The following is a 20,600-nucleotide window of genomic DNA, read 5'->3' on the forward strand; positions in this document are numbered from 1 at the left end:
CCCGCGTGCGGGGAGAGGGCCGGGGAGAGGGGCAGTACAGCAGAGCGACCTCTCTGTACTGCCCCTCTCCCGCGCTTCGGCTGCGCCTCGCTTGCCCTCTCCCCGCAAGCGGGGAGAGGGAGAAGAAAGTGCGTTACCCATTGAACCGGCCACCACTCTCAGCCTTCGACTTCAGCAGTTCCGCCACCGCAAACCCGTGCTTCTCCAGCCCCGCGACGATCGTCTTCAGCCCCTCGGTATCCGCCCAGAACATCGGCCCGCCGCGATAGACCGGCCAGCCGTAGCCGTAGATCCACACGACATCGATGTCGCTCGCACGCTGCGCCATCTTCTCCTCGAGGATCAGCGCGCCTTCGTTGACCATCGTGTAGAGCGTCTTCTCGACGATCTCCTGATCGCTGATCTCGCGCTTCTGCAGGTTCGATTTGGAGCGGAAATCCTCGATGATCTCGGCGACCCGCGCAGAAGGCGTCGGGTTCCGCTTCTCGTCATAATCGTAGAAGCCCTTGCCGGTCTTCTGCCCCCAGCGGCCCTCGGCGGCGAGCGCGTCGCGGATGTTCTCGATCCGGTTGGGGTCGCGGTGCCAGCCGATGTCGACGCCGGCGAGGTCGCTCATCTGGAACGGCCCCATCGGCATGCCGAATGCGACATGGACCTTGTCGATCTGCTCTGGCGTGGCGCCTTCCATCAGCAGCTTCATCGCCTCGACCTGACGGGGCTTGAGCATCCGGTTGCCGATGAACCCGTCGCACACGCCGGCGACCACCGCGACCTTCCGGATCGTCTTCGACAGCGCCATCACGGTCGCGAGCACATCGTCTTCGGTCTGTGCGCCGCGCACCACTTCGAGCAGTTTCATCACGTTGGCGGGCGAGAAGAAGTGCATGCCGACAACGTCGCCGGGCCGCTTGGTGACAGAGGCGATCTCGTCGATGTCGAGATACGACGTGTTCGACGCGAGGATCGCACCGGGCTTGGCGATCGCGTCGAGCCGGGTGAAGATCTCCTTCTTCACGTCCATATTCTCATACACCGCCTCGATGATGAGATCGCAGTCCGCGAGCGCTTCGAAATCGAACGTGGGGGTGAGCGCGCCCATCGCCTGCTCGACCTGCTCGGGCTTGAGGCGGCCCTTGGCGGCGGAGGCTTCGTAATTCTTGCGGATCGTTGCTGCGCCACGATCGAGCGCTTCCTGCGCCATTTCGACGATCGTCACCGGGATGCCCGCCGACAGGAAGTTCATCGAAATTCCGCCACCCATCGTGCCCGCGCCGATGACGCCGACGCGCTTGATCTCGCGGAGCGGGATCTTGGGGTCGATCCCGTCGATCTTGGCGGCCTGACGCTCGGCGAAGAAGATGTGGCGCTGCGCGGCGGATTGCACGCCCATCATCAGCTTCATGAATTCCTGCCGTTCGAACGCGATGCCCTCGTCGAAGCTCGAGCCGTCGGTCGCTTTCTCGACGCAGGCGATGTTGGCGGCGGGGGCTTCGAAACCGCGGAAGCGCTTTGCGTTGTCTTTCTTGAACGCGGCGACTGCCTCGGGATCGGCCTGCGCCACCTTGTCGCGCGCGCGGGGCAGGGGCTTGGTGTCGGCGACTTCGCACGCGAAGGCAATCGCATCCGCTTCGAGGTTGTTTTCATTGGCAAGTCTGTCGATCAGCCCGGCGGAGAGCGCGAGCTTGGCGGGGATCGGGTCGCCCTTGGCGGTGAGTTCGAGCGCGAGCTTGACGCCCGCGATCCGCGGCAGGCGCTGCGTGCCGCCCGCGCCGGGGAGCAGGCCGAGCTTGACCTCGGGGGTGCCGATCTTCGCGCTGGGGACCGCGATGCGATAATGGCAGCCGAGCGTCACCTCGCACCCGCCGCCGAGCGCGGTGCCGTGGATCGCCGCGACGACGGGCTTGTCCGATGCCTCGATCATGTCGACCACGGTGGGGAGGCCCGGCTCCTGCATCGGCTTGCCGAATTCGGTGATGTCCGCGCCCGCAAAGAAGGTGCGGCCGTCGCAGCGGATCACCATCGCCTTGACCTGCGGGTTGGCGAGGCCTTCCTTGATGCCGGCTTCGAGGCCCTGCCGCACCGCCGCGCCGAGCGCGTTTACGGGCGGGTTGTTCGAGATGATGACGAGGACGTCGTCGTGGAGCTGGGTGGTGATCGGGCCGGTCATCGGGTCGGTCATTCTTCTCTCCTGTTTGCTTCACCGGCGAAGGCCGGGGCCCAGTCGCGCAGGTTTTTGTAATCGTGCGCAGCGCCCGCCAACTCAGGTGGCGCTACTGGGCCCCGGCCTTCGCCGGGGAAGCGAAGGGGTCAGGTCAACGCACTGTAAATCAACGTCTTCAACTCACGGCGGATCGGGTAGAGGCTCGACGGCGAGAGCTGCGTCATGAACACCATGTGCAGCTGCTCGACGGGATCGATGAAGAAGGCGGTCGAGAACATCCCGCCCCAATAATATTCGCCGACCGAGCCGGGGATCATCGAGCGCGCAACGTCGATATTGACCGCGAAGCCGAGCCCGAACCCCGTCCCCGCATTCGCCGCCTCGCTGAACAGGGACCTGGACATTCTCGACAGGTCAGACCCTCCGGGCAAATGGTTGAACGTCATCAGGTCGATCGTCTTGCGCGCGAGGATGCGTTCGCCGTCGAGGCCGCCGCCGCCCAGCAGCATGCAGCAGAAGCGATGATAATCGAGCGCGGTCGACACCAGCCCGCCGCCGCCCGAGACCAGCTTGGGCGCGCGGCTCCACGCGCTTGCGGCACCGCGGTCGTAAAGAATGCGGCCCTTGCCGGGGACGAAGGTGTAGCAGTCGGTGAGGCGATCGATCTTGCCTTCGGGGACGTGGAAGAAAGTGTCGTCCATCCCGAGCGGGGCGAAGATGCGGTCGCGGAAGACCTGTTCGAGCGGCTTCCCCGAGAGGCGCTGCACGACCGCGCCGAGCACGTCGGTCGCGACCGAGTAGTTCCAGGCGTCGCCCGGCGGGAATTCGAGCGGCAGTTTGGCGAGCGCGGCGACGAAGCCGTCGAGGTCGTGGTTGCCGTGCCAGCTCTCCAGCCGGAGCTCGCGGTGCACAGCGTCGACGTTGGTGCGGTTCTGGAAGCCGTAGGTGAGGCCCGCGGTGTGCCGGAGCAGGTCGATCATCCGCATCGGCTCGGCGGTCGGGCGGGTCGTGAACGGCACGCCGCCACCGCCGCCGGCATAGACGCCCACGCCCTTGAACTCGGGGAGGACGTGGTGGACCGGCGTATCGAGCGCAACGCGGCCTTCCTCGACCAGCATCATGAAGGCGACCGAGGTCACTGGCTTGGTCATGCTCGCGATCCGGAACAGCGAGCGTTCGTCGATCTGTGCGGCCTCGCCCTCGCGCGCCGGGCCGAACGAGGAAAAGTGCGCGATCTCGCCAGCTTGCGCGATCAGGATCTGCGCGTGCGGCAGTTTGCCGGTGTCGAGGTAGCGTTGCTGCAGAAACGCATCGATCCGCGCCAGGCGGCTGGTGTCGAATCGGCCGGTTACGGGTGTCGCGACATTCATCTCGGCTTCCATACCCCCCGTTCGAAACGCTTGCCACCCTATTGCCTTGAGCGGCGCGCAAATCAACACTAACCTGTGCGAAACAGGATCACCTGCAAACCCGACCTTCAACTCGGCGGTTTGCGCGATGGCAGGAGAGAGTCGTCTTGGATATGCAACCGCTTGTCGTGCTCGATCCGGCCTGGCCCCGGATGACGCTCGCCGATGCCGCCGCCACGCTGACCGCGCCGGGGACGAAGTTCGAGATGGAGACCGTCGATGTCGACGGCATCCCGACTCGCGTGTGGAAACATGCGCCGCCGTCGCTCGGCTGGCTGGTCGCGGCGTCGCGTGCGCATGGGGAGCGGGTGTTCACGGTCTATGAGGACGAGCGGGTCACCTACGATGCCAATGCGCGCGCGGTTGCGGCGCTGGCGCAGGCGTTGCTTGCGCGGGGGGTGGCGAAAGGCGACCGGATCGGGCTGGCGATGCGCAATCTGCCGGAGTGGCCGGTGATCTTCTTCGCCGCGGCGAGCGTCGGCGCGATCGTCGTGCCGCTCAACGCGTGGTGGACCGCGGGCGAACTCGCCTACGGGATCACCGATTCGGGATGCCGGATGCTGTTCGTCGACGACGAGCGCTATCGGCGGCTGATCGAGCATGGGGTGGCGTTCCCCGCGGTGGAGACGACGCTCGTCGCGCGCGCCTCGACGCCGCTGGGGGAGGGCGCGGAGCGGCTGGAAGATCTGATCGGCACGCCGCACGCTTATGCCACGCTCCCCGAGCCGGTGTGGCCGGAGGTGGCGATCGCGACCGACGATCCCGCGACGATCTTCTACACCAGCGGCACGACCGGCGCGCCCAAGGGGGCGCTCGGCTCGCATCGCAACCTGACGACCAACATCCTGTCGGCTGCCTATTCCGCGGCGCGCGCGAGCCTGCGTCGGGGCGAAGCGCCGCCCGAGCCGACGCCCAAGACGCTGCTGATGGTGATCCCGCTGTTCCATGTCACCGCCTGCTCGGCGACGATGATGGGGTCGATCGCGGCGGGGAACACGCTCGTCTTCATGCGCAAATGGGACACCGTCCGCGCGATGGAGCTGATCGAGACCGAGCGAGTCCACATGACCGGGGGCGTGCCGACGATCGCGTGGCAGATCCTCGAACATCCCAATCGGTCACGCTACGATCTCTCCTCGCTCGAGGCGATCGCTTACGGCGGCGCGCCGTCCGCACCCGAACTGGTCAAGCGGATCTATACCGAGTTCGGCGCGCTCCCCGGCAACGGCTGGGGCATGACCGAGACGATGGCAACGGTCACCAGCCACGCGGGGGAGGATTATCTCAACCGCCCGACCAGCGCGGGGCCACCGGTTGCAGTGGCGGACCTGCGGATCATGGACGAAGCGGGCGAGCAGGAACTTGCCATCGGCGAGGTCGGCGAACTGTGGGCGCGCGGGGCGATGATCGTGAAGGGCTATTGGAACAAGCCCGATGCGACCGCCGAGACGTTCGTAAATGGCTGGGTTCGCACCGGCGACCTCGCGCGGGTGGACGCGGAAGGGTTCGTCTATATCGTCGATCGCGCCAAGGACATGATCATCCGTGGTGGTGAGAACATCTATTCCTCCGAGGTCGAGAACGTCCTGTACGCGCACCCCGCCGTCACCGATTGTGCGCTGATCGGCGTGCCGCATCGGACGCTGGGCGAGGAACCCGTCGCGGTGGTCCATCTCGCCGCGGGTAAGACCGCGAGTGAGGCGGAGTTGCAGCAATGGGTCAAGGCCCGGCTCGCGATCTTCAAGACGCCCGTCGCGATCCGCTTCGTTCCCGAGACGCTCCCGCGCAACGCCAACGGCAAGATCCTCAAGAAGGACCTGAAGATGCTGTTTGCGGATCGGTTCGAGGCGGCGGCGTGAGCGACCGCCGGGGGTAGGCGGCGCGCGATCCGCACAGTAACGGGCGCCATGTCGTTGCGTCGTCGCCTGTTCCTCCCGCTCGCCTGGATGCGCCGCCAGATCCGCGCGAGCGAATTCGCTTTGATCGCGCTCGCAGTGGCGATCGGCTCCGCGGCGGGGCTGGGGACGGTGATCGTCGCGGCGCTCGCGCGGACCGTGCAGCACTGGATGTTCGCGCTGCCGGTCGGGCAGCGGCTCAGCGAGACGGCTGCGCTCGGGTGGCCGCAACTGGCGATCCTGCCGCTCGGCGGCGCGGTGCTGGCGATCTTTTCCTGGGGTGTGCGGAGCCGGCAGCGGCGGATGGTCGACGCGGTCGAGGCGAATGCGCTGCACGGCGGACGCATGTCGGTTTCGGACAGCCTGGTCGTCTCGGGACAGACGGTCATCTCCAACGGGTTCGGCGCTTCGGTCGGGCTCGAGGCGGCCTATGCGCAGATCGGCAGCGTGATCGCCTCGGTCAGTGGCGCCGCGCTGCACTTGCGGCGGAGCGACTTGCGCAATCTCGTGGGGGCAGGGGCGGGGGCCTCGATTGCGGCGGCGTTCGGCGCGCCGCTGACGGGGGCCTTCTATGCGTTCGAGATCGTCATCGGCGCCTACACCCCGTCGGCGATCGCGCCGATTGCGGCGGCGGCGATTTCCGCGGTGTTCGTGTCGCAACTGTTCGGCGCGCAGCCCTATGTCATCGATTCCTTCGCGACCCTTCCCCCGGAGAGCCACCATTATCTGCTGTACGCGGGGCTGGGCGGGGTGTGTGCGCTGCTCGGCATCGCGCTGATGCGACTGGTCGCGCTGGCGGAGCAGGGTTCGCGAAAAATCCCCTTGCCGGACTGGACGCGGCCGATCCTCGGCGGCGCGCTGCTGATGCCGATCGCTTACTGGTCGCCGCAGGTGTTGTCGTCGGGGCATGGGGCGCTCCACATGGACATCGCGGTGGGGGCGTCGCTGGGGTTCGTGGCGCTGGTGTTCCTCGCCAAGGCCTCGGCGTCGATCGTGTCGCTCGGGTTCGGCTATCGCGGCGGGCTCTTCTTCGCGTCGTTGTTCCTCGGGACGCTGGTCGGGCATCTGTTCGCAGGGATGCTCGACCTGATCGCGGGCTATCCGGTGGTCGATTCGCACAATGCCGCGATGGTCGGGATGGCGGCGCTCGCGGTCGCGGTGGTTGGCGGGCCGATGACGATGGCGATGCTCGTGCTCGAGGCGACACAGGATTTCGCGCTGACCGGCGCGGTGCTTGCCGCCGCGCTGGTGTCGTCGACGATCGTGCGCGAGACGTTCGGTTACTCCTTCTCGACCTGGCGGCTCCACCTGCGCGGCGAGACGATCAAGAGCGCGCGCGACATCGGCTGGATCCGGTCGCTGACGGTCGACACGATGATGCGCCGTGAAACCCGCGCGACCGACAGCGCCATTTCGATTGAAGACTTCCGCCACCGCTTCCCGCTCGGCGCGACGAGCCGGGTCGTGCTGGTCGACGCGGACCTGCGCTACGCCGGGATCGTGCAGACCCCTGCGGCTTATGCCGAGGGGCTGGACGCGGCGGCACCGATCGGCACGGTCGCGATCAACGGCGATGCGGCGCTGGCGGGGGACATGGATATCGCCGGCGTGATGAAGCGGTTCGACGCAAGCGGCGCGGACGAGCTCGCGGTGCTCGACGCGGACCGGCATGTGGTCGGGATCCTGTCGGAATCCTACGTCCGCCGGCGCTATGCGGAGGAACTCGAGAAGGCGCAGAGCGACCTGTTCGGGGAGCGGTGAGGGGCGACGCTGTTTCAGGCGTGCTTTTGAATGCAACCGATACCGGGACTTTGACGTTGGCGTGATGATACACTGGCTGTATAGCCAACCGCGCAAGCTCTTTGTTCAAACAATGCAAGTCGCGCCTTGAACCGGCAATCATAACGCGGTCGAAGGTAAGCGAATCTCATATATGGAGAAACTATACCTATCGGTTCGATGGTAGCGTTTCTGCGTGTTCTGTTTCAGTATTCAGCGTTGGTGGTCGAAATGGTGCGTATAATCCAAATAGTAGAAGGCAACTATAGGCGAATAGCGCATCTGATCCTTCTTGTCGGGCTGTTCGAGCGCGTCTGGTGGCTCGCGGTCAGGGCAAAGGATCAATACGTCGGCGGCGAAGCGCTCAATGTAGCCCAGTCCGTGGCGCGAAACGGAACCATCGCTGATGCCTTCGAGAAGGGGAGTGGCCTTACCGCGCATCTGCCGCCTGTCCTCGTCCTTTACGCGGGCTATGTTTACCGGATCTTCGGCATGAATTCCGCGGTGTCGGACTTCATTCTGAGTTCCACCGCAGTCATCACGGTTCTGGCTGCCGCCTATCTCCTCTTCCTGAGTTTCGGGCACATCGGCATGACGCCGATATGGCGGCTGGCAGCGCTCGCCGCATTCTGCCTCGTCCCCTTGTTCCCGCAACTGGAGATCGTCACCTTCCGGATCTGGGAGGGCGGGCTTGCCAGCTTCTTCAGCGCACTCTTGCTGTATTGCGTGACGCGTCCCGAACAGCCGGGGCCGCAGACGATCCGGCCCTGGGTTGTCTCCAGCCTCGTCGGGTCGTTCCTGTTCTTCCTGAACCCGGCAGCGGGCCTTGCCGGGTTCGCGATGCTGGCGGTCTGGTTGTTCCGCCATCGGTCGATCCGCGAATGGCCGCGCTACATCGCGGCGGGCGCGGTGGTGCTTGCCGTCGTGCTGGCGCCGTGGACGATCCGCAATTACGAAGCGTTCGGCCGGTTCATTCCGTTGCGCAGCAACATGGGGATGGAGCTGGCGCTGGCGAACCATCCCGGTGCGGTCAGCAACCGGGACCAGAAGACCGTGATGCTCGAGCGGCTTCGCGAAATCCATCCGCAGGAAAGCCAGCGCGCGTTCGACACCATGCAGGCGATGGGGGGCGAACGGATCTATGCCGACAAGCTCGGCGCGGAGGCGAAGGCCTGGATCGCGGCGCACCCGACCCAATTCGCCGCGTTGAGCCTTCGGCATGTGGTACAGTTCTATTTTCCGCCCGAATGGCAGTGGAATATCTACGTCAACTTCCCGACCCGAACGATGAAGTTGAAGTTGATGCTCGTGTATCTCTTCTCGGCTTTGGGCCTGCTCGGCGCGCTCTTCGGGCTGCTTAGATGGCGCGGACCGTATTTCTATCCTGCCATCATGGTCCTGGTTCCGGCGGTGACCTATGCCGTGGTTCAGCCGGTTCTTCGTTACCATTATCTCATCCACGGGATAACGATCTTCATGGCGATCGAGTTCGTCCGGCGGATCGTCGGCTGGGTGTTGTCGAGGTCCCGGCCGGCGGCGCAATAGCGCCGTTGCCGGGGCCATGCCGAACAGGACGGCTCGACCTTTTGTCCGTTCGGTTTCCGTTGTATCCGTGGGCACGTTTCCGCGCGACCGCCGGGTTTCCAAGCGGTCGAAATGGTACCGGGTAGACCGTGCTCCTCGGGGAAGGTTCGCTAGCTAAAGCGCCGCGACGACACCGGGGGCATCGCATCGCTGATCCGGTCCACGCGGTCCCTCCGCGAGCGCCGCGCTTGCGGCGTTGGCTCAACGTCCAACGCCCCGCGACCAATTGTCGGCAGGTGGAGCGCGTTCCGGCAGCGGGTCCTTTATTGTGATCCGACACCAAGCGCGCCTTAGCCCGGAGAGCATGCCGCATCGCCGCCCTCCCGGTTCCGCTTGATGCTCTCCGGGCTAAGACTTATTCCGGCACCCTCTGCCGGAAAATCGTCGCGCTGTAGCGCCTCAGCCGCGCGCGCCCGGTGCAGGATAGGACAGATACGCCAGCCGGCGAACCTCGAGCCGCCCGCGCACGACCGTGTCGAGGATCAACCCGGTGAACAGGTTGAGCGCCGCGAGGATGATGATCCCCGAGATCAGGATCGCGGTCGGGAAGCGCGGGACGAGCCCGGTCTGCGCATAGGTCACGACCAGCGGGATCGTCAGGATCGCGGCGATCAGCAGGAACGCCGCGGCGATCGCGCCGAAGAACAGGACGGGGCGCTCGATCCGGTACAGCGTCATGATCGTCCGCAGGATCCGCCAGCCGTCGCGGTAGGTCGACAGCTTCGAGGTCGAGCCCTCGGGGCGTGCGTAATAGGGCGTTTCGATCTCGGCGACGGGCATCTTGAGCTCGAGCGCGTGGACGCTGATCTCGGTCTCGATCTCGAACCCGGCCGACAGCGACGGGAAGCTCTTGGTGAAGCGCCGCGAGAAGACGCGGTAGCCCGACAGGATGTCGGTGAACGACCGCCCGAACAGCTTCGCCAGCATTCCCGTCAGCAGCGCATTGCCGAAGCGATGCCCGCGCCGGTACGATTCCTGGACTTCGCTGATCCGCGAACCGACGATCATGTCGAGCTGCTCGTCGACCAGCTTGGCGACCAGCGCGGGCGCGGACGCCGCGTCGTAGGTCGCGTCGCCATCCGCCATGACATAGACGTCGGCATCGATGTCCGCGAACATCCGGCGGACGACCGCGCCCTTGCCCTGGATCCGTTCGCGCCGGACGATTGCGCCCGCGGCTTCGGCAACCGCGACGGTGCGATCCTTGCTGTTGTTGTCGTACACGTAGATGGTCGCGTCGGGCAACGCGGCGCGGAACCCCGCGACCGTCTGGGCGATCGCCGCCTCTTCGTTATAGCACGGGAGAAGAACGGCAATCTTTGGCGCGGTCATCGCGAACTCCATCTGTTCTGGCTGCGACGCATCGGCGTCCTAATGCATTCGATTCGCGCGATAGCCGGTCCATTTGGATTACGCCACCGCACAAAAGCAGGTTCCGGCCGCGATTCGCGATCGAAGGATCGGTCTGTCCCGTGATGGGCCACGCAATCGTGCCGGGCCCATACACGGCCGCCCGGGTGGTGCCCGGTTGGGAGCGGCGTTCGTTTTGTCAGTCCTGCGCGGGGTCGACCGGCGGAGCAAGTTCGGTCGACCGCCGCTTGAGCCGGATCGCCTCGTCGATCAATTCGGCAGCGTGGCTCTCGTCGCGTTCGCGGACCGCGAAGGTCACGCAATTCATCGCCTCGCGGTGCAATCGCGTCGAACGGGACTCGGAACTGTTGGTCTTGGTCAGCATGGTCGTGGTACGGGTCGCTCAGATGGGAATTCAAAAAGGCTCGGCCGCGCAATAGGTTCCGGCTGCCGGGCGACGCAAGCCCGGTGCGGTGCAGGGGCCTTGAAACGCGCCCGTCCGGCGGTCGCGCGGCGCGGTCAGATCTGTCCGTGCAGCCGCAGGCCGATCACCGCGACCGGTCCGCGATCCCGATTGTACGCCGGATGGTCGATCGCCTGGACATCCGCGGTGAGATGCGCGGCATGGACGAGCGCGATGTCGTAATAGATCTCGGCAATGTCTTCGCTGGCGGGGTGGAGGAGGCTGCCGTCGCCAACGAGGATGCCGAGCCCGCCCGCCGCAAGGAAGCGCTGGCGCGCGGTCGAGGCGGCGTTGACGACCAGCGCCACGCCGACGCGATCGTCCGCGCGGTGCCACCGGTGCCCCGCGATCGATACGCCCGCGGAGACGCTGCGGTCGACATCGGTGAATTCGAACGCCTCGTAGCGCCCATCGGCAAGGCCCGCCCGCGCGAACAGCCCGAGATCGGGGCCGAGCGCCTGTTCGAGGTTGACGCTCACCCCCGCGCGGGTCGCGAAGCGGCGGAGCGGCGCGGGATCGGCGGGCAGGCCGGTCGTCGCCGCAAGCGCGGTCGCCTCCGCCAGCCGCGCCATGCGGCCGTGGTTGGCGAAGCCGGTCAGCTTGAGCTTGCCCGGCTGCCCGGCGATCGTGTGGCGCTCCTCGATCTCGCCGACCAGCTCATACTGGCGCAAGCCGGTATCGATCCGTTCGCTATTGGGGACGGTCGACAGGTTGAGCAGCCCGGCGCGCACCGCGAACCGCCCGCGATACAGTTCCGCGGTGCCGCCGGTGGTGTAGCCCCATGCATCGGCGGCATAATCGAACGCGCCTGCCTCGATCACGGTCCAGTTGAGGAAGTCCGCGCGCGGGTCGTGCGCGTAGCTGTTGGTGTCGAAGATATCGCCGACGCTGATCTTGCCGAGCGTCAGCACGACCCGGTTCGCAGTACGCGCGCCACCGAACTGGTTGAGATCGCCCGCGACCGGTTCGGCGGGACCGCCCAGCGCGATGGTCTGGCGCAGGAACAGGCGTTGCAGCCGGAAATAGGGCGCGCGCTTGCCGACCTTATACGCCTCGCCGCTGGGAAAGCCCGCCGCGCCCAGGGTGTTCGCAAGGCCGAAGCCCTGGTCGATCTCGGGGTTGATCCAGAGCTCCGCACCCGTCCAGGGGCGTACCCCGGCGTAAACGGTGAAATCGGTCGTCTCGCGCGCATCGCCGCCCGATTTGAGGCTGTTGGGGCCATCCGAGGGGGCGCGGAACGCCGCGTTCGCCTGTCCGACGAAGGTGAATTGCGCATGGAGCGCGATCGTCTCTTGCCCGGGGTCAGCCTCAGGTGCTGCGGGCTTGGCGACAACCGGCGCGGAACCGGCGGTCGCGGAGGAACCCGCCTGCGCGAACACCGGAGACGCGCCGAGCGCGAGCGCGAACGGTGCCGCCTGCCGGAGCAGCCGCAGAGCTTGATGAACCATGACGCACCCCTTGCCGCAACGGCGACGACACCGCCGTACCCCGACTCGCCGCCGCGCCTAGCCGGGGGCGCTCGACCGGTCAAAGCCGGAATGCCGGTCGGGCAGGCGGGCCGGGACGGGCATTCAGCGGATGCCCGAGGCGGTCGGCTTACGCGCCGGCGATCACCGCCTCGACCGCGCGTTTCCAGCCCGCCAGGCGCGCCTGACGCGGAGCCTCGTCCAGCGTCGGTGAGAACGTCTCGACCGCGCCGCGCATCGCGCTCGCCGCCTCGAGGCTGTCGAACCAGCCGCAGCCGACCCCCGCGAGCATCGCCGCGCCCAGCGCGGTGGTCTCGGCAAACTTCGGGCGTTCGACGTCGATCCCGAGCATGTCCGCCATGTCCTGCGCCATCCAGTTGTTGGCGACCATCCCGCCGTCGATCCGCACGCACGCCCAGTCGACCCCGTCGGCGGCAAAGGCGGTCATCAGGTCGTGCGCCTGATGCGCCATCGCCTCGAGCGCGGCACGGACGATATGCGCCTTGCGGGTCGAGAAGCTCAGGCCGGACAAGGCACCCCGCGCATCGGGTTCCCACCACGGCGCGCCCATGCCGGACAGCGCGGGGACGAGGTAGACGCCGCCATTGTCCGCCACGCTATGCGCATGCGCTTCGGATTCGGCAGCGGTGCCGATCAGCCCGATCTCGTCGCGCAACCATTTGATCAGCGACCCCGCGACGAACACCGAGCCTTCGAGCGCATAGGAGCGTCGCCCGCCGATTTGCCACGCGATCGTCGAGAGCAGCCGGTTGCGCGAGGTCGGCGGGATCGGTCCGGCCTGGCTCAGCACGAACGCGCCGGTCCCGAAGGTCGCCTTGGTCTGCCCGATCTTGAGGCAGCTTTGCCCGATCGTCGCGGCCTGCTGGTCGCCCGCGATCCCGCAGATCGGGATCGCGGGGCCGAACAGGGTGGTTTCGCCAAATTGCCCCGCGCAATCGACGATCTCGGGGAGCGCGCCGCGCGGTACCCCGAACAGTTCGACCAGCCCGTCGTCCCAGTTCCCGCTGCCGATCGCCATCAGCGCGGTGCGGCTGGCGTTGGTCGCATCGGTGATGTGGAGCCCGCCGCGCCCGTCGGTCGCGGTGAGTTTCCAGATCAGCCAGCTCTCGACCGTGCCGACCGCAAGCCGGTCGCCCGCGTCGCGCACCGCGGGCCAGTGCTGCATTGCCCAGCCGATCTTGGAGCCCGAGAAATAGGGGTCGAGCAGCAGGCCGGTCTTGGCCTGGACCATGCTTTCATGCCCCGCCTCCTTCATCGCGCGGCAGGTCGGCGCGGTGCGGCGGTCCTGCCAGACGATCGCGGGGGCGAGCGGTTCGCCGGTCTCGCGGTCCCAGAACACCACCGTCTCGCGCTGGTTGGTTATCCCGATCGCGGCGATTCGTTCAGCGCCGCCAGCCTCCGCGATCGCCGCGCGCGTCACCGCGAGCGTGCGCTCCCAGATTTCGGCGGCGTCATGCTCGACCCGGCCAGGCTCTGGATAATGCTGGGTCAGTTCCGCCGCGCGAGTCGCGATGCAGGTGCCATCGTGCTGGAACAGCATCGCGCGGGTCGACGTGGTGCCTTCGTCGATAACCAGGATCAGATCTGACATCGCGATACGCTAGCGCCGATTGCGGAACGAGGGAATGCCGCTAGGGTCGTCCGCATGGCGGAACGAGACGACAACACATCGGGCGCCTTCGGGCTGGCGTCACCGGACGGCGAACCGGAGGACGAGGCGCGGATCGGGCTCAGGCGCGACCGGCTGCTGGCGGCGCTGACGCTGACCGCGGGGGTCGGGCTGGCGATGGCGATGCCGTTCGCGCTCAAGGCGGGGGCGGAGTTCTTCCTGCCGACGACGGCGGCGCTGGTGATCGCGATTTCGCTCGTGCCGGTGCTCGAATGGCTCGAGCGGCGGCGCGTGCCCTCCGCGCTCGCGGCGCTGACCTGCGTGCTGTTGTTCCTGGTCGCGGCGAACGTCGCGCTCGCGGCGATCATCGTGCCCGCGACCGAATTCTTCCGCCGGCTGCCCGAGCGGATCGACCGGATCCAGATGAACATCGCGCCGCTGATCGATCTCTATTCGAGCCTCGAGAAATATCTCAACCGCACGGTCCAGCATCTTGCGGCGTCGGGCCCGGTCAAGTCGCCGCAGACCGCGGCGGTCGCGCCCCCCAGTTCGATCCTCGAACTCGCCGCCACGTCCGCGCCCTCGGTCATCATCCAGGTGTTCTTCGGGGTGCTGGTGGTGTATTTCTTCCTCTCGGGCTGGACCCGGATGCGCAAGCGCACGATCACCAGCCGGTCGAGCTTCGGCGGTGCGATGGCGACCGCGCGCGTGATCCAGAACGTGGTCGACGACACCTCGGCCTATCTCGGGACGATCACGATCATCAACTTCACGCTGGGCGTGCTGATCGCGGGCGTGCTGTACGTGATGGGGATGCCGTACCCGCTGATGTGGGGCGGGATCGTCGCATTGCTCAACTACGTCCCCTATTTCGGGCCGATCGCGGCGGCCGGGCTGCTCGCGCTGGGCGGGCTGATGACCTTCCACGACATCTGGGTCGCCTTGCTTCCCGCGTTCATCATGATGGGGTGCCATCTCATCGAGGCGAATGCGGTGACGCCGCTGATCGTCGGGCATCGCCTGACGATCAACCCGATCCTGATTCTCGTCTCGATCAGCTTCTGGTCGTGGGTGTGGGGAACGGCGGGGACGCTGCTCGCGGTGCCGCTGCTGATTATCCTGCAGACCGTGGTGCGCGCGGCGGGCAAGCCCGATATCGCGGGTTTCCTGTTCGAACACGGTACGCTGACCAAGCGCAGCCAGCCGAATTTCGCGACAACCGCGACCGATGCAGAAACGGTTGTTGACAGGGTAGGGGGGGTCGCTTAGGAGCCGCGCCTCACGCTTCTCAAGCGGGTGTAGCTCAGTTGGTTAGAGCGCCGGCCTGTCACGCCGGAGGTCGCGGGTTCGAGCCCCGTCACTCGCGCCATTCCCCCGATTTTTTCGGTGCAGAATGGTACGGGAAGTGTCATGATCCGGTATCTCGGGCCCTTCGGGTCCGATCTGCGCGGGTGTAGCTCAGTTGGTTAGAGCGCCGGCCTGTCACGCCGGAGGTCGCGGGTTCGAGCCCCGTCACTCGCGCCATTCCTCTTACGGGGAATGGCGCTCTGGGCCGAGGCCCGTTCAGCGCGACAAGCCCTTCAGTTCCAGCGGCCGGTTTCCATCCATGCCAGCATGCGCCGCAGCGGCAACACCCAGATCCACGCGATACCCGCTACCAGATAATAAAGCGCCTGCAGCAGCGGGTGCCATCCGCCGACCACGCCCGACAGACTCGCGGCAAGCACGCACCAGATCGTGACGAGCGCGAGAATCGCGAGCATGCCTACGGGTTTGCGCCAGCTCGGGGTCATTCTGCTCGGTCCATCGGTCGGGCAATCCATCCATTTTCGGTAATGATCGCGTGGAGCGGCATGTCCCACGCATCGGTCGGCAGGGTGTCGACCTGTTGCACGCTCCACGCAACCCCGATCCGCCGTGCCTCCGGGAAGGCGGCGAACGCGCGGTCGTAATAGCCCGCGCCCTGGCCGAGCCGGTCGAGCTTCGCATCGAACGCGAGCAGCGGGGCGAGGATGACGTCGGGAGCCAGCGCGGGGGATTCGCGGTGCGGCTGGCTGAGGCCGAACGGGCCGGGGTGGAGGGCGTCGTCGGGATGCCAGGCGAGGAAGCGCATCGGTGCTGCGCGCGTGGTGACGTGCGGGAGTGCGATGCGGCAGCCTGCGGCGATGGCGGCGCGGGCGAGCGGGGCGGGGTCGGCCTCGCTCCCGACGGGGATGTAGGCGGTGACGATGCGGCCGGGCGCGAGCAGCGCGAGGAACGGCGCGGGCGGCGTGAGCGCGGGGGCGTTGGCGGCGTGGAAGGCGTCGCGCGTGGCGCGGATCTTCGCGCGGAGTGCGGGTTTGTCGATTGCGGGGGTGGCTGGGGGCGTCATCCGGCCGGTGATAGGCCGAAGCCGCGTTGGGCGTCGATAGCGTCGCGCCCGACCCTCTGCACCTCGTCACCCTGACCTCGTTTCATAGTCCACCAGGGTGCGCGCTCGTCCGGCGGCAGGATCAGCGGCACGGTGGATCCTGAAACGAGTTCAGAATGACGGCGCTGAGAGGGGGGGCGCTATCACCGCGACGGCGTGTTTGCGGCAAGCGTCGATCGGCGCACTGCTTCGCCTCGACGCCCACATCGAGGCGGGCGGACGCGATATCGAAAGCGGGTGGCGGGACCGCCGTGGCCGTGTGCCGGGTTATCCTCTGACGCACGGTACGTCAGGTGGGGATCATGTGCGTCGGGCCAGGGCCCGGGCAGGGACAACCCCCTTGGATGAAGAATAGCCTCAGGGATAATAAAGGCTCGTACCGGGCAGTGCCCGCCACCTACTGATATAGGCGCTTGCGGCTTATTGCTCAAGCCGGTGCGCGAGCATTTCGAGTTGCTCCGCGATCAACCCCAGCAGCACCTCGTCATGAGAGACGGCGGGGGACGGGGCGGGGCGGCGATTGGCCTCGTCGAGGCTGTCCGCGAGCATCAGCGCGACGAACAGCATCGTGCGCTCGCCGCTGAGTCCGCCCGAGGCTTTTTCGGCGACCGCATAGTTCGCGGCCAGCATCGCGCCGAGACTGCGCAAATGCTCCTCCTGCCCGTCGGGACAGGCGACGGTGTGACGGCGCGTGCCGAACGTGAGCGTGACTTCGGCCATCAGGCGTCTCCCTCTTCGGCGGCATCGGGAGCGGGTTCTGCGGGACTCGCCGCGTCGGCCGCAGCGAGGACCGTATCGAGCGCTGCGACCGTCTGGGTCATCCGCTCGCGCAACGCGCCGTGGCGCTGCTCCATCCGGGACAGCGCCTCCGCCCGCTTGCGGGTGGCAAGGTCGATCCGCGTGAGCGCATCCTCGATCCGGTCGATCATCCGCTTTTGCGTATCTTCGGGCGAAAGCGAGGTCGGCGCCCCCGGCTCTGCCGTGGGAACGGGGGGCTGGGGGGTACGATCGGGCGATACTGCGGGGGGTGCCTGGGTGGCGATGGGGTCTGCCATCGTCGCGAGATAGCATGGGACCGTCCCGCTACAAGGCGCATTTGTGACGGGTTTGCGTCATGCCGGGCGGTTGACGCGCTGGCTTGCGCCCCGCAAAGACGCGCTCGTGCAATTAGAGTCGGCGTCGGCCCGTGCCGCGCCGAGCAAGAGCTTGAGGAGCGCATCACGATGACGGTCAAGGTAGCGATCAACGGTTTCGGGCGCATTGGTCGCCTCGTCGCGCGCGCGATTCTGGAGCGGTCCGACAGCGGGCTCGAGCTCGTCACGATCAACGATCTCGCCGACGCCAAGTCGAACGCATGGCTGTTCAGCCGCGATTCGGTCCACGGACGGTATCCGGGCGACGTCTCGGCCGAGGGCAACGACCTGGTCGTCGACGGCAAGCGCATCCGCGTCACCGCCGAGCGTGACCCCGCCAACCTGCCGCATGCCGAGCAGGGCATCGACATCGTGCTCGAATGCACCGGCTTCTTCACCGATCGCGAGAGCTGCCAGAAGCATCTCGATGCGGGCGCCAAGCGCGTGCTGATCTCGGCACCCGGCAAGGGCGTCGACCTGACGGTCGTCTACGGCGTCAACCACGACAAGCTCGAAGCCGGGCACACGATCGTCTCGAACGCGTCATGCACCACCAATTGCCTCGCGCCGGTCGCCAAGGTCCTCAACGATGCGATCGGGATCGAGCGCGGGCTGATGACGACGGTCCATGCGTACACCAACGACCAGAAGATCCTCGACCAGATCCACCCCGATCTGCGTCGCGCGCGTGCCGCCGCCATGTCGATGATCCCGACCACCACCGGTGCCGCGCGCGCGGTCGGGGAGGTTCTGCCTGAGCTCAAGGGCAAGCTCGACGGTTCGGCGATCCGCGTTCCCGTGCCGGACGGCAGCCTGATCGACCTGACCTTCATGCCCAAGCGCGACACGACCAAGGAAGAGGTCAACGCGATCCTCAAGGCTGCGTCGGAGAGTGGTCCGCTCAAGGGCGTGCTGGTCTATTCAGACGAGCCGCTGGTTTCGATCGACATCGTCCACACGCCCGCGTCGTCGACGATCGACAGCCTCGAGACCGCCGTGCTCGACGGCAAGCTCGTCCGCGTCGTCAGCTGGTATGACAATGAGTGGGGGTTCTCGAACCGCATGGTCGATACCGCGGGGGCGATGGGCAAGTTCCTCTGATGGGGACGCTGGCGGGGATCGCTCGCCATGGTCGGCCCAAGGGACCGATGGAGACCATCGACCACGTCGAAGTGACGCTGGACGGTGGTCTCCACGGCGACTTTCGCGGGACGATCAAGCCCGGCGGCAAGGGGCGGCGGCAGGTGACGTTGCTCGAGGTAGGCGACTGGGCCGCCGCGATGGCCGAGGTCGGGCATAGTCTGCCCTGGTCCGCGCGACGCGCCAACCTGCTGGTCGAGGGACTCGACCTGCCGCAGGTGCCGGGCACGCGGCTGCGGATCGGCGACACGGTCGAGCTGATGATCACGCGCGAGACCGATCCGTGCGAACGGATGGAAGCGCTCGCGCCGGGCCTGCGCGCGGCGATGATGGTCGACTGGCGCGGCGGCGCATGCTCGCGCGTCCTGGTCGGCGGGACGATCCGCGTCGGCGACACGATTTTGATTCTTGGAGAGTGATGGACATGACACGGGCCTTCAAGACGCTGGACGATATCGGCGACGTACGCGGCAAGCGCGTGCTGGTGCGCGAGGATCTCAACGTGCCGATGCAGGACGGCGCGGTCAGCGACGACACGCGGTTGCGCGCGACGCTGCCGACCGTGACCGAGCTGGCGGACAAGGGCGCGATCGTCCTGATCCTAGCGCATTTCGGGCGGCCCAAGGGCACGCCTTCAGCCGAACTGTCGCTCAAGCAACTGGTCGAGCCTTATGCCAATGTGCTCGGGCGGCCGGTCAAATATGTCGACTGGGAAGGCGATGCGGCGGCGGTTGCCGCGCTTGCACCCGGCGACGTCGCGATCCTCGAGAATACGCGCTTCTTTGGTGGCGAGGAAAAGAACGATCCGGCGGTGGTCGATCGGTTCGCGTCGCTTGGCGACCTTTACGTCAACGACGCCTTCTCGGCTGCGCACCGCGCGCATGCCTCGACCGAGGGACTGGCGCACAAGCTGCCTGCTTTTGCCGGACGTGCGATGGAAGCGGAGCTCGACGCACTCGACAAGGCGCTCGGCAACCCCGAGCATCCGGTCGCGGCGGTCGTCGGCGGGGCGAAGGTTTCGACCAAGCTCGACGTGCTCAAGCACCTCGTCACCAAGGTCGATCACCTCATCATCGGCGGCGGGATGGCAAACACGTTCCTAGCCGCGCGCGGCGTCAACGTCGGCAAGTCGCTATGCGAGCATGAGCTGACCGGCACCGCGGACGAGATCTTCGCCGCGGCGGACAGCGCGAATTGCACGATCCATCTGCCCTATGACGTGGTCGTCGCGAAAGAATTCCGTGCCAACCCGCCGATCCGCACGGTCAACGTGCATGAGGTTGCGGCGGACGAGATGATCCTCGACGTCGGACCGGCCGCGACCGAGGCGCTGGCCGACGTGCTCAAGAACTGCCGGACACTGGTGTGGAACGGCCCCCTCGGCGCATTCGAGACGCCGCCGTTCGATACCGCGACGGTCGCGCTGGCGAAGACCGCGGCGGCGCTGACCAAGAGCGGGTCGCTCGTGTCGGTCGCAGGGGGCGGGGACACGGTTGCCGCGCTCAATCAGGCGGGCGTGGCGGACGACTTTACCTTCGTCTCGACTGCAGGCGGCGCGTTCTTGGAGTGGATGGAAGGCAAGGACCTGCCCGGCGTCGCGGCGCTCGCGCGCGGCTGACCCTCTGCTACCGTACCGTCTGGCCGATTCAACCGGCCGGCGGTACGCGCTCCTTGAGCAGCGGCACGAGCTCGCTGTTCAACTCGTCCAGCCCGAAAGCGCTGGCCTTGGCGTAGCGGACCCGTCCGGCGCGATCGATGATGTAGTTGGTCGGGACCGCGCCCAGCGTCTGATACGGTCCCTTGACCGCCCGCGCCGGCGAGATGTGCAACTGCGCGAACAGCTTCTTCATCTGGGAAATCGGGACCGAATCCTCGGTCGCGATTGCATAGACCTTGAGGCCGTGCGACTTCTGCAGGTCGTAATAGGCGTCGAGCAGCGGTAGTTCGGCCTTGCACGGACCGCACCAGGTTGCCCAGAAGTTGAGCACGATGACCTGTCCGCGCAGCTGGTCGGAAGAGACCTTGCTGCCATCGACCAGCGTCAGGACGAACGGCGGCGCGTCGTCGCCGACCTTCGGCGCCTTCGCCCCGATCAGCCCCAGTGCCGCGCATGCGAGTGCGGCACCCCGTGCAATCTTTCCGAACCCCTGCATATCAATGCCCCCATTGACCAAAGCCTG

Annotated in this window: 19 protein-coding genes and 2 tRNA genes; 9 read left to right on the forward strand and 12 right to left on the reverse strand. The window is 66.8% G+C overall.

The features are described 5' to 3' along the window. Positions 1-133: 133 nt before the first annotated feature. The gene (locus RH91_RS13990) at positions 134-2,179 is read right to left on the reverse strand and encodes a 3-hydroxyacyl-CoA dehydrogenase NAD-binding domain-containing protein (protein WP_010163471.1); all 2,046 of its coding nucleotides are present in this window, start codon (positions 2,177-2,179) and stop codon (positions 134-136) included. A 128-nt stretch (positions 2,180-2,307) separates the two neighbouring features. Beyond that, positions 2,308-3,543 (reverse strand): serine hydrolase domain-containing protein, encoded by a 1,236-nt coding sequence (locus tag RH91_RS13995; protein ID WP_010163472.1) that lies wholly within the window; start codon positions 3,541-3,543, stop codon positions 2,308-2,310. A gap of 140 nt (positions 3,544-3,683) precedes the next feature. On the opposite strand from RH91_RS13995, the gene RH91_RS14000 reads away from it, so the two are divergent. Both RH91_RS14000 and RH91_RS14005 read left to right on the forward strand, forming a co-directional pair. Next, positions 3,684-5,429, forward strand: a complete 1,746-nt coding sequence (locus tag RH91_RS14000) for a class I adenylate-forming enzyme family protein (RefSeq protein ID WP_010163473.1) — start codon at positions 3,684-3,686, stop codon at positions 5,427-5,429. A 48-nt stretch (positions 5,430-5,477) separates the two neighbouring features. Beyond that, positions 5,478-7,226 (forward strand): chloride channel protein, encoded by a 1,749-nt coding sequence (locus tag RH91_RS14005; RefSeq protein WP_010163474.1) that lies wholly within the window; start codon positions 5,478-5,480, stop codon positions 7,224-7,226. A 231-nt stretch (positions 7,227-7,457) separates the two neighbouring features. Here RH91_RS14005 and RH91_RS23190 read toward each other — a convergent pair whose 3' ends face one another. Then, a complete protein-coding gene (locus RH91_RS23190; protein WP_232283511.1) occupies positions 7,458-7,685 on the reverse strand; it encodes a hypothetical protein in 228 nt (75 codons plus the stop codon). Positions 7,686-7,736: 51 nt separating this feature from the next. On the opposite strand from RH91_RS23190, the gene RH91_RS14010 reads away from it, so the two are divergent. Next, a complete protein-coding gene (locus RH91_RS14010; protein WP_232283512.1) occupies positions 7,737-8,789 on the forward strand; it encodes a hypothetical protein in 1,053 nt (350 codons plus the stop codon). Between the two features lie 438 nt (positions 8,790-9,227). On the opposite strand, the gene RH91_RS14015 is transcribed toward RH91_RS14010, so the two are convergent. From RH91_RS14015 to RH91_RS14030, 4 genes are all read right to left on the reverse strand, one after another. Beyond that, entirely contained in the window at positions 9,228-10,160 is a 933-nt protein-coding gene (locus RH91_RS14015; protein ID WP_138995638.1) for a glycosyltransferase family 2 protein, read from the reverse strand. Positions 10,161-10,377: 217 nt separating this feature from the next. After that, entirely contained in the window at positions 10,378-10,563 is a 186-nt protein-coding gene (locus tag RH91_RS14020) for a hypothetical protein (protein WP_010163477.1), read from the reverse strand. A 134-nt stretch (positions 10,564-10,697) separates the two neighbouring features. Continuing rightward, entirely contained in the window at positions 10,698-12,089 is a 1,392-nt protein-coding gene (locus RH91_RS14025) for a carbohydrate porin (RefSeq protein ID WP_010163479.1), read from the reverse strand. Positions 12,090-12,237: 148 nt separating this feature from the next. Continuing rightward, complete coding sequence (locus RH91_RS14030) at positions 12,238-13,719, reverse strand: FGGY family carbohydrate kinase (protein ID WP_010163481.1); 1,482 nt, start codon at positions 13,717-13,719, stop codon at positions 12,238-12,240. 54 nt (positions 13,720-13,773) lie between these two features. Here RH91_RS14030 and RH91_RS14035 point away from each other — a divergent pair, with 54 nt between their 5' ends. The 3 genes from RH91_RS14035 to RH91_RS14045 all read left to right on the forward strand — a co-directional run bounded on the left by RH91_RS14035 (position 13,774) and on the right by RH91_RS14045 (position 15,261). After that, positions 13,774-15,006, forward strand: coding sequence for an AI-2E family transporter (locus RH91_RS14035; RefSeq protein ID WP_010163483.1), 1,233 nt, complete (start codon positions 13,774-13,776; stop codon positions 15,004-15,006). Positions 15,007-15,029: 23 nt separating this feature from the next. Next, a tRNA-Asp gene (locus RH91_RS14040) sits at positions 15,030-15,106 on the forward strand. A 78-nt stretch (positions 15,107-15,184) separates the two neighbouring features. After that, positions 15,185-15,261, forward strand: a tRNA-Asp gene (locus tag RH91_RS14045). A gap of 56 nt (positions 15,262-15,317) precedes the next feature. Here the strand turns inward: RH91_RS14045 and RH91_RS14050 are convergent. From RH91_RS14050 to RH91_RS23195, 4 genes are all read right to left on the reverse strand, one after another. Continuing rightward, positions 15,318-15,530, reverse strand: a complete 213-nt coding sequence (locus tag RH91_RS14050; protein ID WP_010163484.1) for a DUF2842 domain-containing protein — start codon at positions 15,528-15,530, stop codon at positions 15,318-15,320. Beyond that, positions 15,527-16,108, reverse strand: coding sequence for a 5-formyltetrahydrofolate cyclo-ligase (locus tag RH91_RS14055; protein WP_010163485.1), 582 nt, complete (start codon positions 16,106-16,108; stop codon positions 15,527-15,529). Before RH91_RS14055 ends, RH91_RS14050 begins: the two co-directional genes overlap by 4 nt. Positions 16,109-16,567: 459 nt before the next feature. After that, the gene (locus RH91_RS14060) at positions 16,568-16,867 is read right to left on the reverse strand and encodes a cell division protein ZapA (protein ID WP_010163486.1); all 300 of its coding nucleotides are present in this window, start codon (positions 16,865-16,867) and stop codon (positions 16,568-16,570) included. Continuing rightward, positions 16,867-17,202 (reverse strand): hypothetical protein, encoded by a 336-nt coding sequence (locus tag RH91_RS23195; protein WP_232283513.1) that lies wholly within the window; start codon positions 17,200-17,202, stop codon positions 16,867-16,869. The genes RH91_RS14060 and RH91_RS23195 overlap by 1 nt, the downstream gene beginning before the upstream one ends. A 168-nt stretch (positions 17,203-17,370) precedes the next feature. Here RH91_RS23195 and gap point away from each other — a divergent pair, with 168 nt between their 5' ends. Genes gap through RH91_RS14080 form a run of 3 tightly spaced genes read left to right on the forward strand, consistent with a single transcriptional unit; the run spans position 17,371 to position 20,038 of the window. Then, positions 17,371-18,381: a type I glyceraldehyde-3-phosphate dehydrogenase gene (gene gap, locus RH91_RS14070; RefSeq protein WP_010163488.1), complete on the forward strand. Its 1,011-nt coding sequence runs from the start codon at positions 17,371-17,373 to the stop codon at positions 18,379-18,381. Next, on the forward strand, positions 18,381-18,839 hold the full coding sequence (locus tag RH91_RS14075) for an MOSC domain-containing protein (RefSeq protein ID WP_010163489.1): 459 nt from the start codon (positions 18,381-18,383) through the stop codon (positions 18,837-18,839). Before gap ends, RH91_RS14075 begins: the two co-directional genes overlap by 1 nt. 5 nt (positions 18,840-18,844) lie before the next feature. Next, positions 18,845-20,038 (forward strand): phosphoglycerate kinase, encoded by a 1,194-nt coding sequence (locus tag RH91_RS14080; protein ID WP_029623878.1) that lies wholly within the window; start codon positions 18,845-18,847, stop codon positions 20,036-20,038. Between the two features lie 28 nt (positions 20,039-20,066). Here the strand turns inward: RH91_RS14080 and RH91_RS14085 are convergent, their stop codons facing one another. Continuing rightward, the gene (locus RH91_RS14085; RefSeq protein WP_010163494.1) at positions 20,067-20,573 is read right to left on the reverse strand and encodes a TlpA family protein disulfide reductase; all 507 of its coding nucleotides are present in this window, start codon (positions 20,571-20,573) and stop codon (positions 20,067-20,069) included. Between the last annotated feature and the right edge of the window lie 27 nt (positions 20,574-20,600).

The sequence above is a fragment of the Sphingomonas sp. PAMC 26617 genome (assembly GCF_000242835.1).
GTDB lineage: Bacteria > Pseudomonadota > Alphaproteobacteria > Sphingomonadales > Sphingomonadaceae > Sphingomonas.

Coding starts and splice junctions, on each gene's coding strand:
- RH91_RS13990 (WP_010163471.1), bottom strand. CDS start 2,179: ATGACCGACCCGATGACCGGCCCGATCACCACCCAGCTCCACGACGAC.
- RH91_RS13995 (WP_010163472.1), bottom strand. CDS start 3,543: ATGGAAGCCGAGATGAATGTCGCGACACCCGTAACCGGCCGATTCGAC.
- RH91_RS14000 (WP_010163473.1), top strand. CDS start 3,684: ATGCAACCGCTTGTCGTGCTCGATCCGGCCTGGCCCCGGATGACGCTC.
- RH91_RS14005 (WP_010163474.1), top strand. CDS start 5,478: ATGTCGTTGCGTCGTCGCCTGTTCCTCCCGCTCGCCTGGATGCGCCGC.
- RH91_RS23190 (WP_232283511.1), bottom strand. CDS start 7,685: ATGCGCGGTAAGGCCACTCCCCTTCTCGAAGGCATCAGCGATGGTTCC.
- RH91_RS14010 (WP_232283512.1), top strand. CDS start 7,737: ATGAATTCCGCGGTGTCGGACTTCATTCTGAGTTCCACCGCAGTCATC.
- RH91_RS14015 (WP_138995638.1), bottom strand. CDS start 10,160: ATGACCGCGCCAAAGATTGCCGTTCTTCTCCCGTGCTATAACGAAGAG.
- RH91_RS14020 (WP_010163477.1), bottom strand. CDS start 10,563: ATGCTGACCAAGACCAACAGTTCCGAGTCCCGTTCGACGCGATTGCAC.
- RH91_RS14025 (WP_010163479.1), bottom strand. CDS start 12,089: ATGGTTCATCAAGCTCTGCGGCTGCTCCGGCAGGCGGCACCGTTCGCG.
- RH91_RS14030 (WP_010163481.1), bottom strand. CDS start 13,719: ATGTCAGATCTGATCCTGGTTATCGACGAAGGCACCACGTCGACCCGC.
- RH91_RS14035 (WP_010163483.1), top strand. CDS start 13,774: ATGGCGGAACGAGACGACAACACATCGGGCGCCTTCGGGCTGGCGTCA.
- RH91_RS14050 (WP_010163484.1), bottom strand. CDS start 15,530: ATGACCCCGAGCTGGCGCAAACCCGTAGGCATGCTCGCGATTCTCGCG.
- RH91_RS14055 (WP_010163485.1), bottom strand. CDS start 16,108: ATGACGCCCCCAGCCACCCCCGCAATCGACAAACCCGCACTCCGCGCG.
- RH91_RS14060 (WP_010163486.1), bottom strand. CDS start 16,867: ATGGCCGAAGTCACGCTCACGTTCGGCACGCGCCGTCACACCGTCGCC.
- RH91_RS23195 (WP_232283513.1), bottom strand. CDS start 17,202: ATGGCAGACCCCATCGCCACCCAGGCACCCCCCGCAGTATCGCCCGAT.
- gap (WP_010163488.1), top strand. CDS start 17,371: ATGACGGTCAAGGTAGCGATCAACGGTTTCGGGCGCATTGGTCGCCTC.
- RH91_RS14075 (WP_010163489.1), top strand. CDS start 18,381: ATGGGGACGCTGGCGGGGATCGCTCGCCATGGTCGGCCCAAGGGACCG.
- RH91_RS14080 (WP_029623878.1), top strand. CDS start 18,845: ATGACACGGGCCTTCAAGACGCTGGACGATATCGGCGACGTACGCGGC.
- RH91_RS14085 (WP_010163494.1), bottom strand. CDS start 20,573: ATGCAGGGGTTCGGAAAGATTGCACGGGGTGCCGCACTCGCATGCGCG.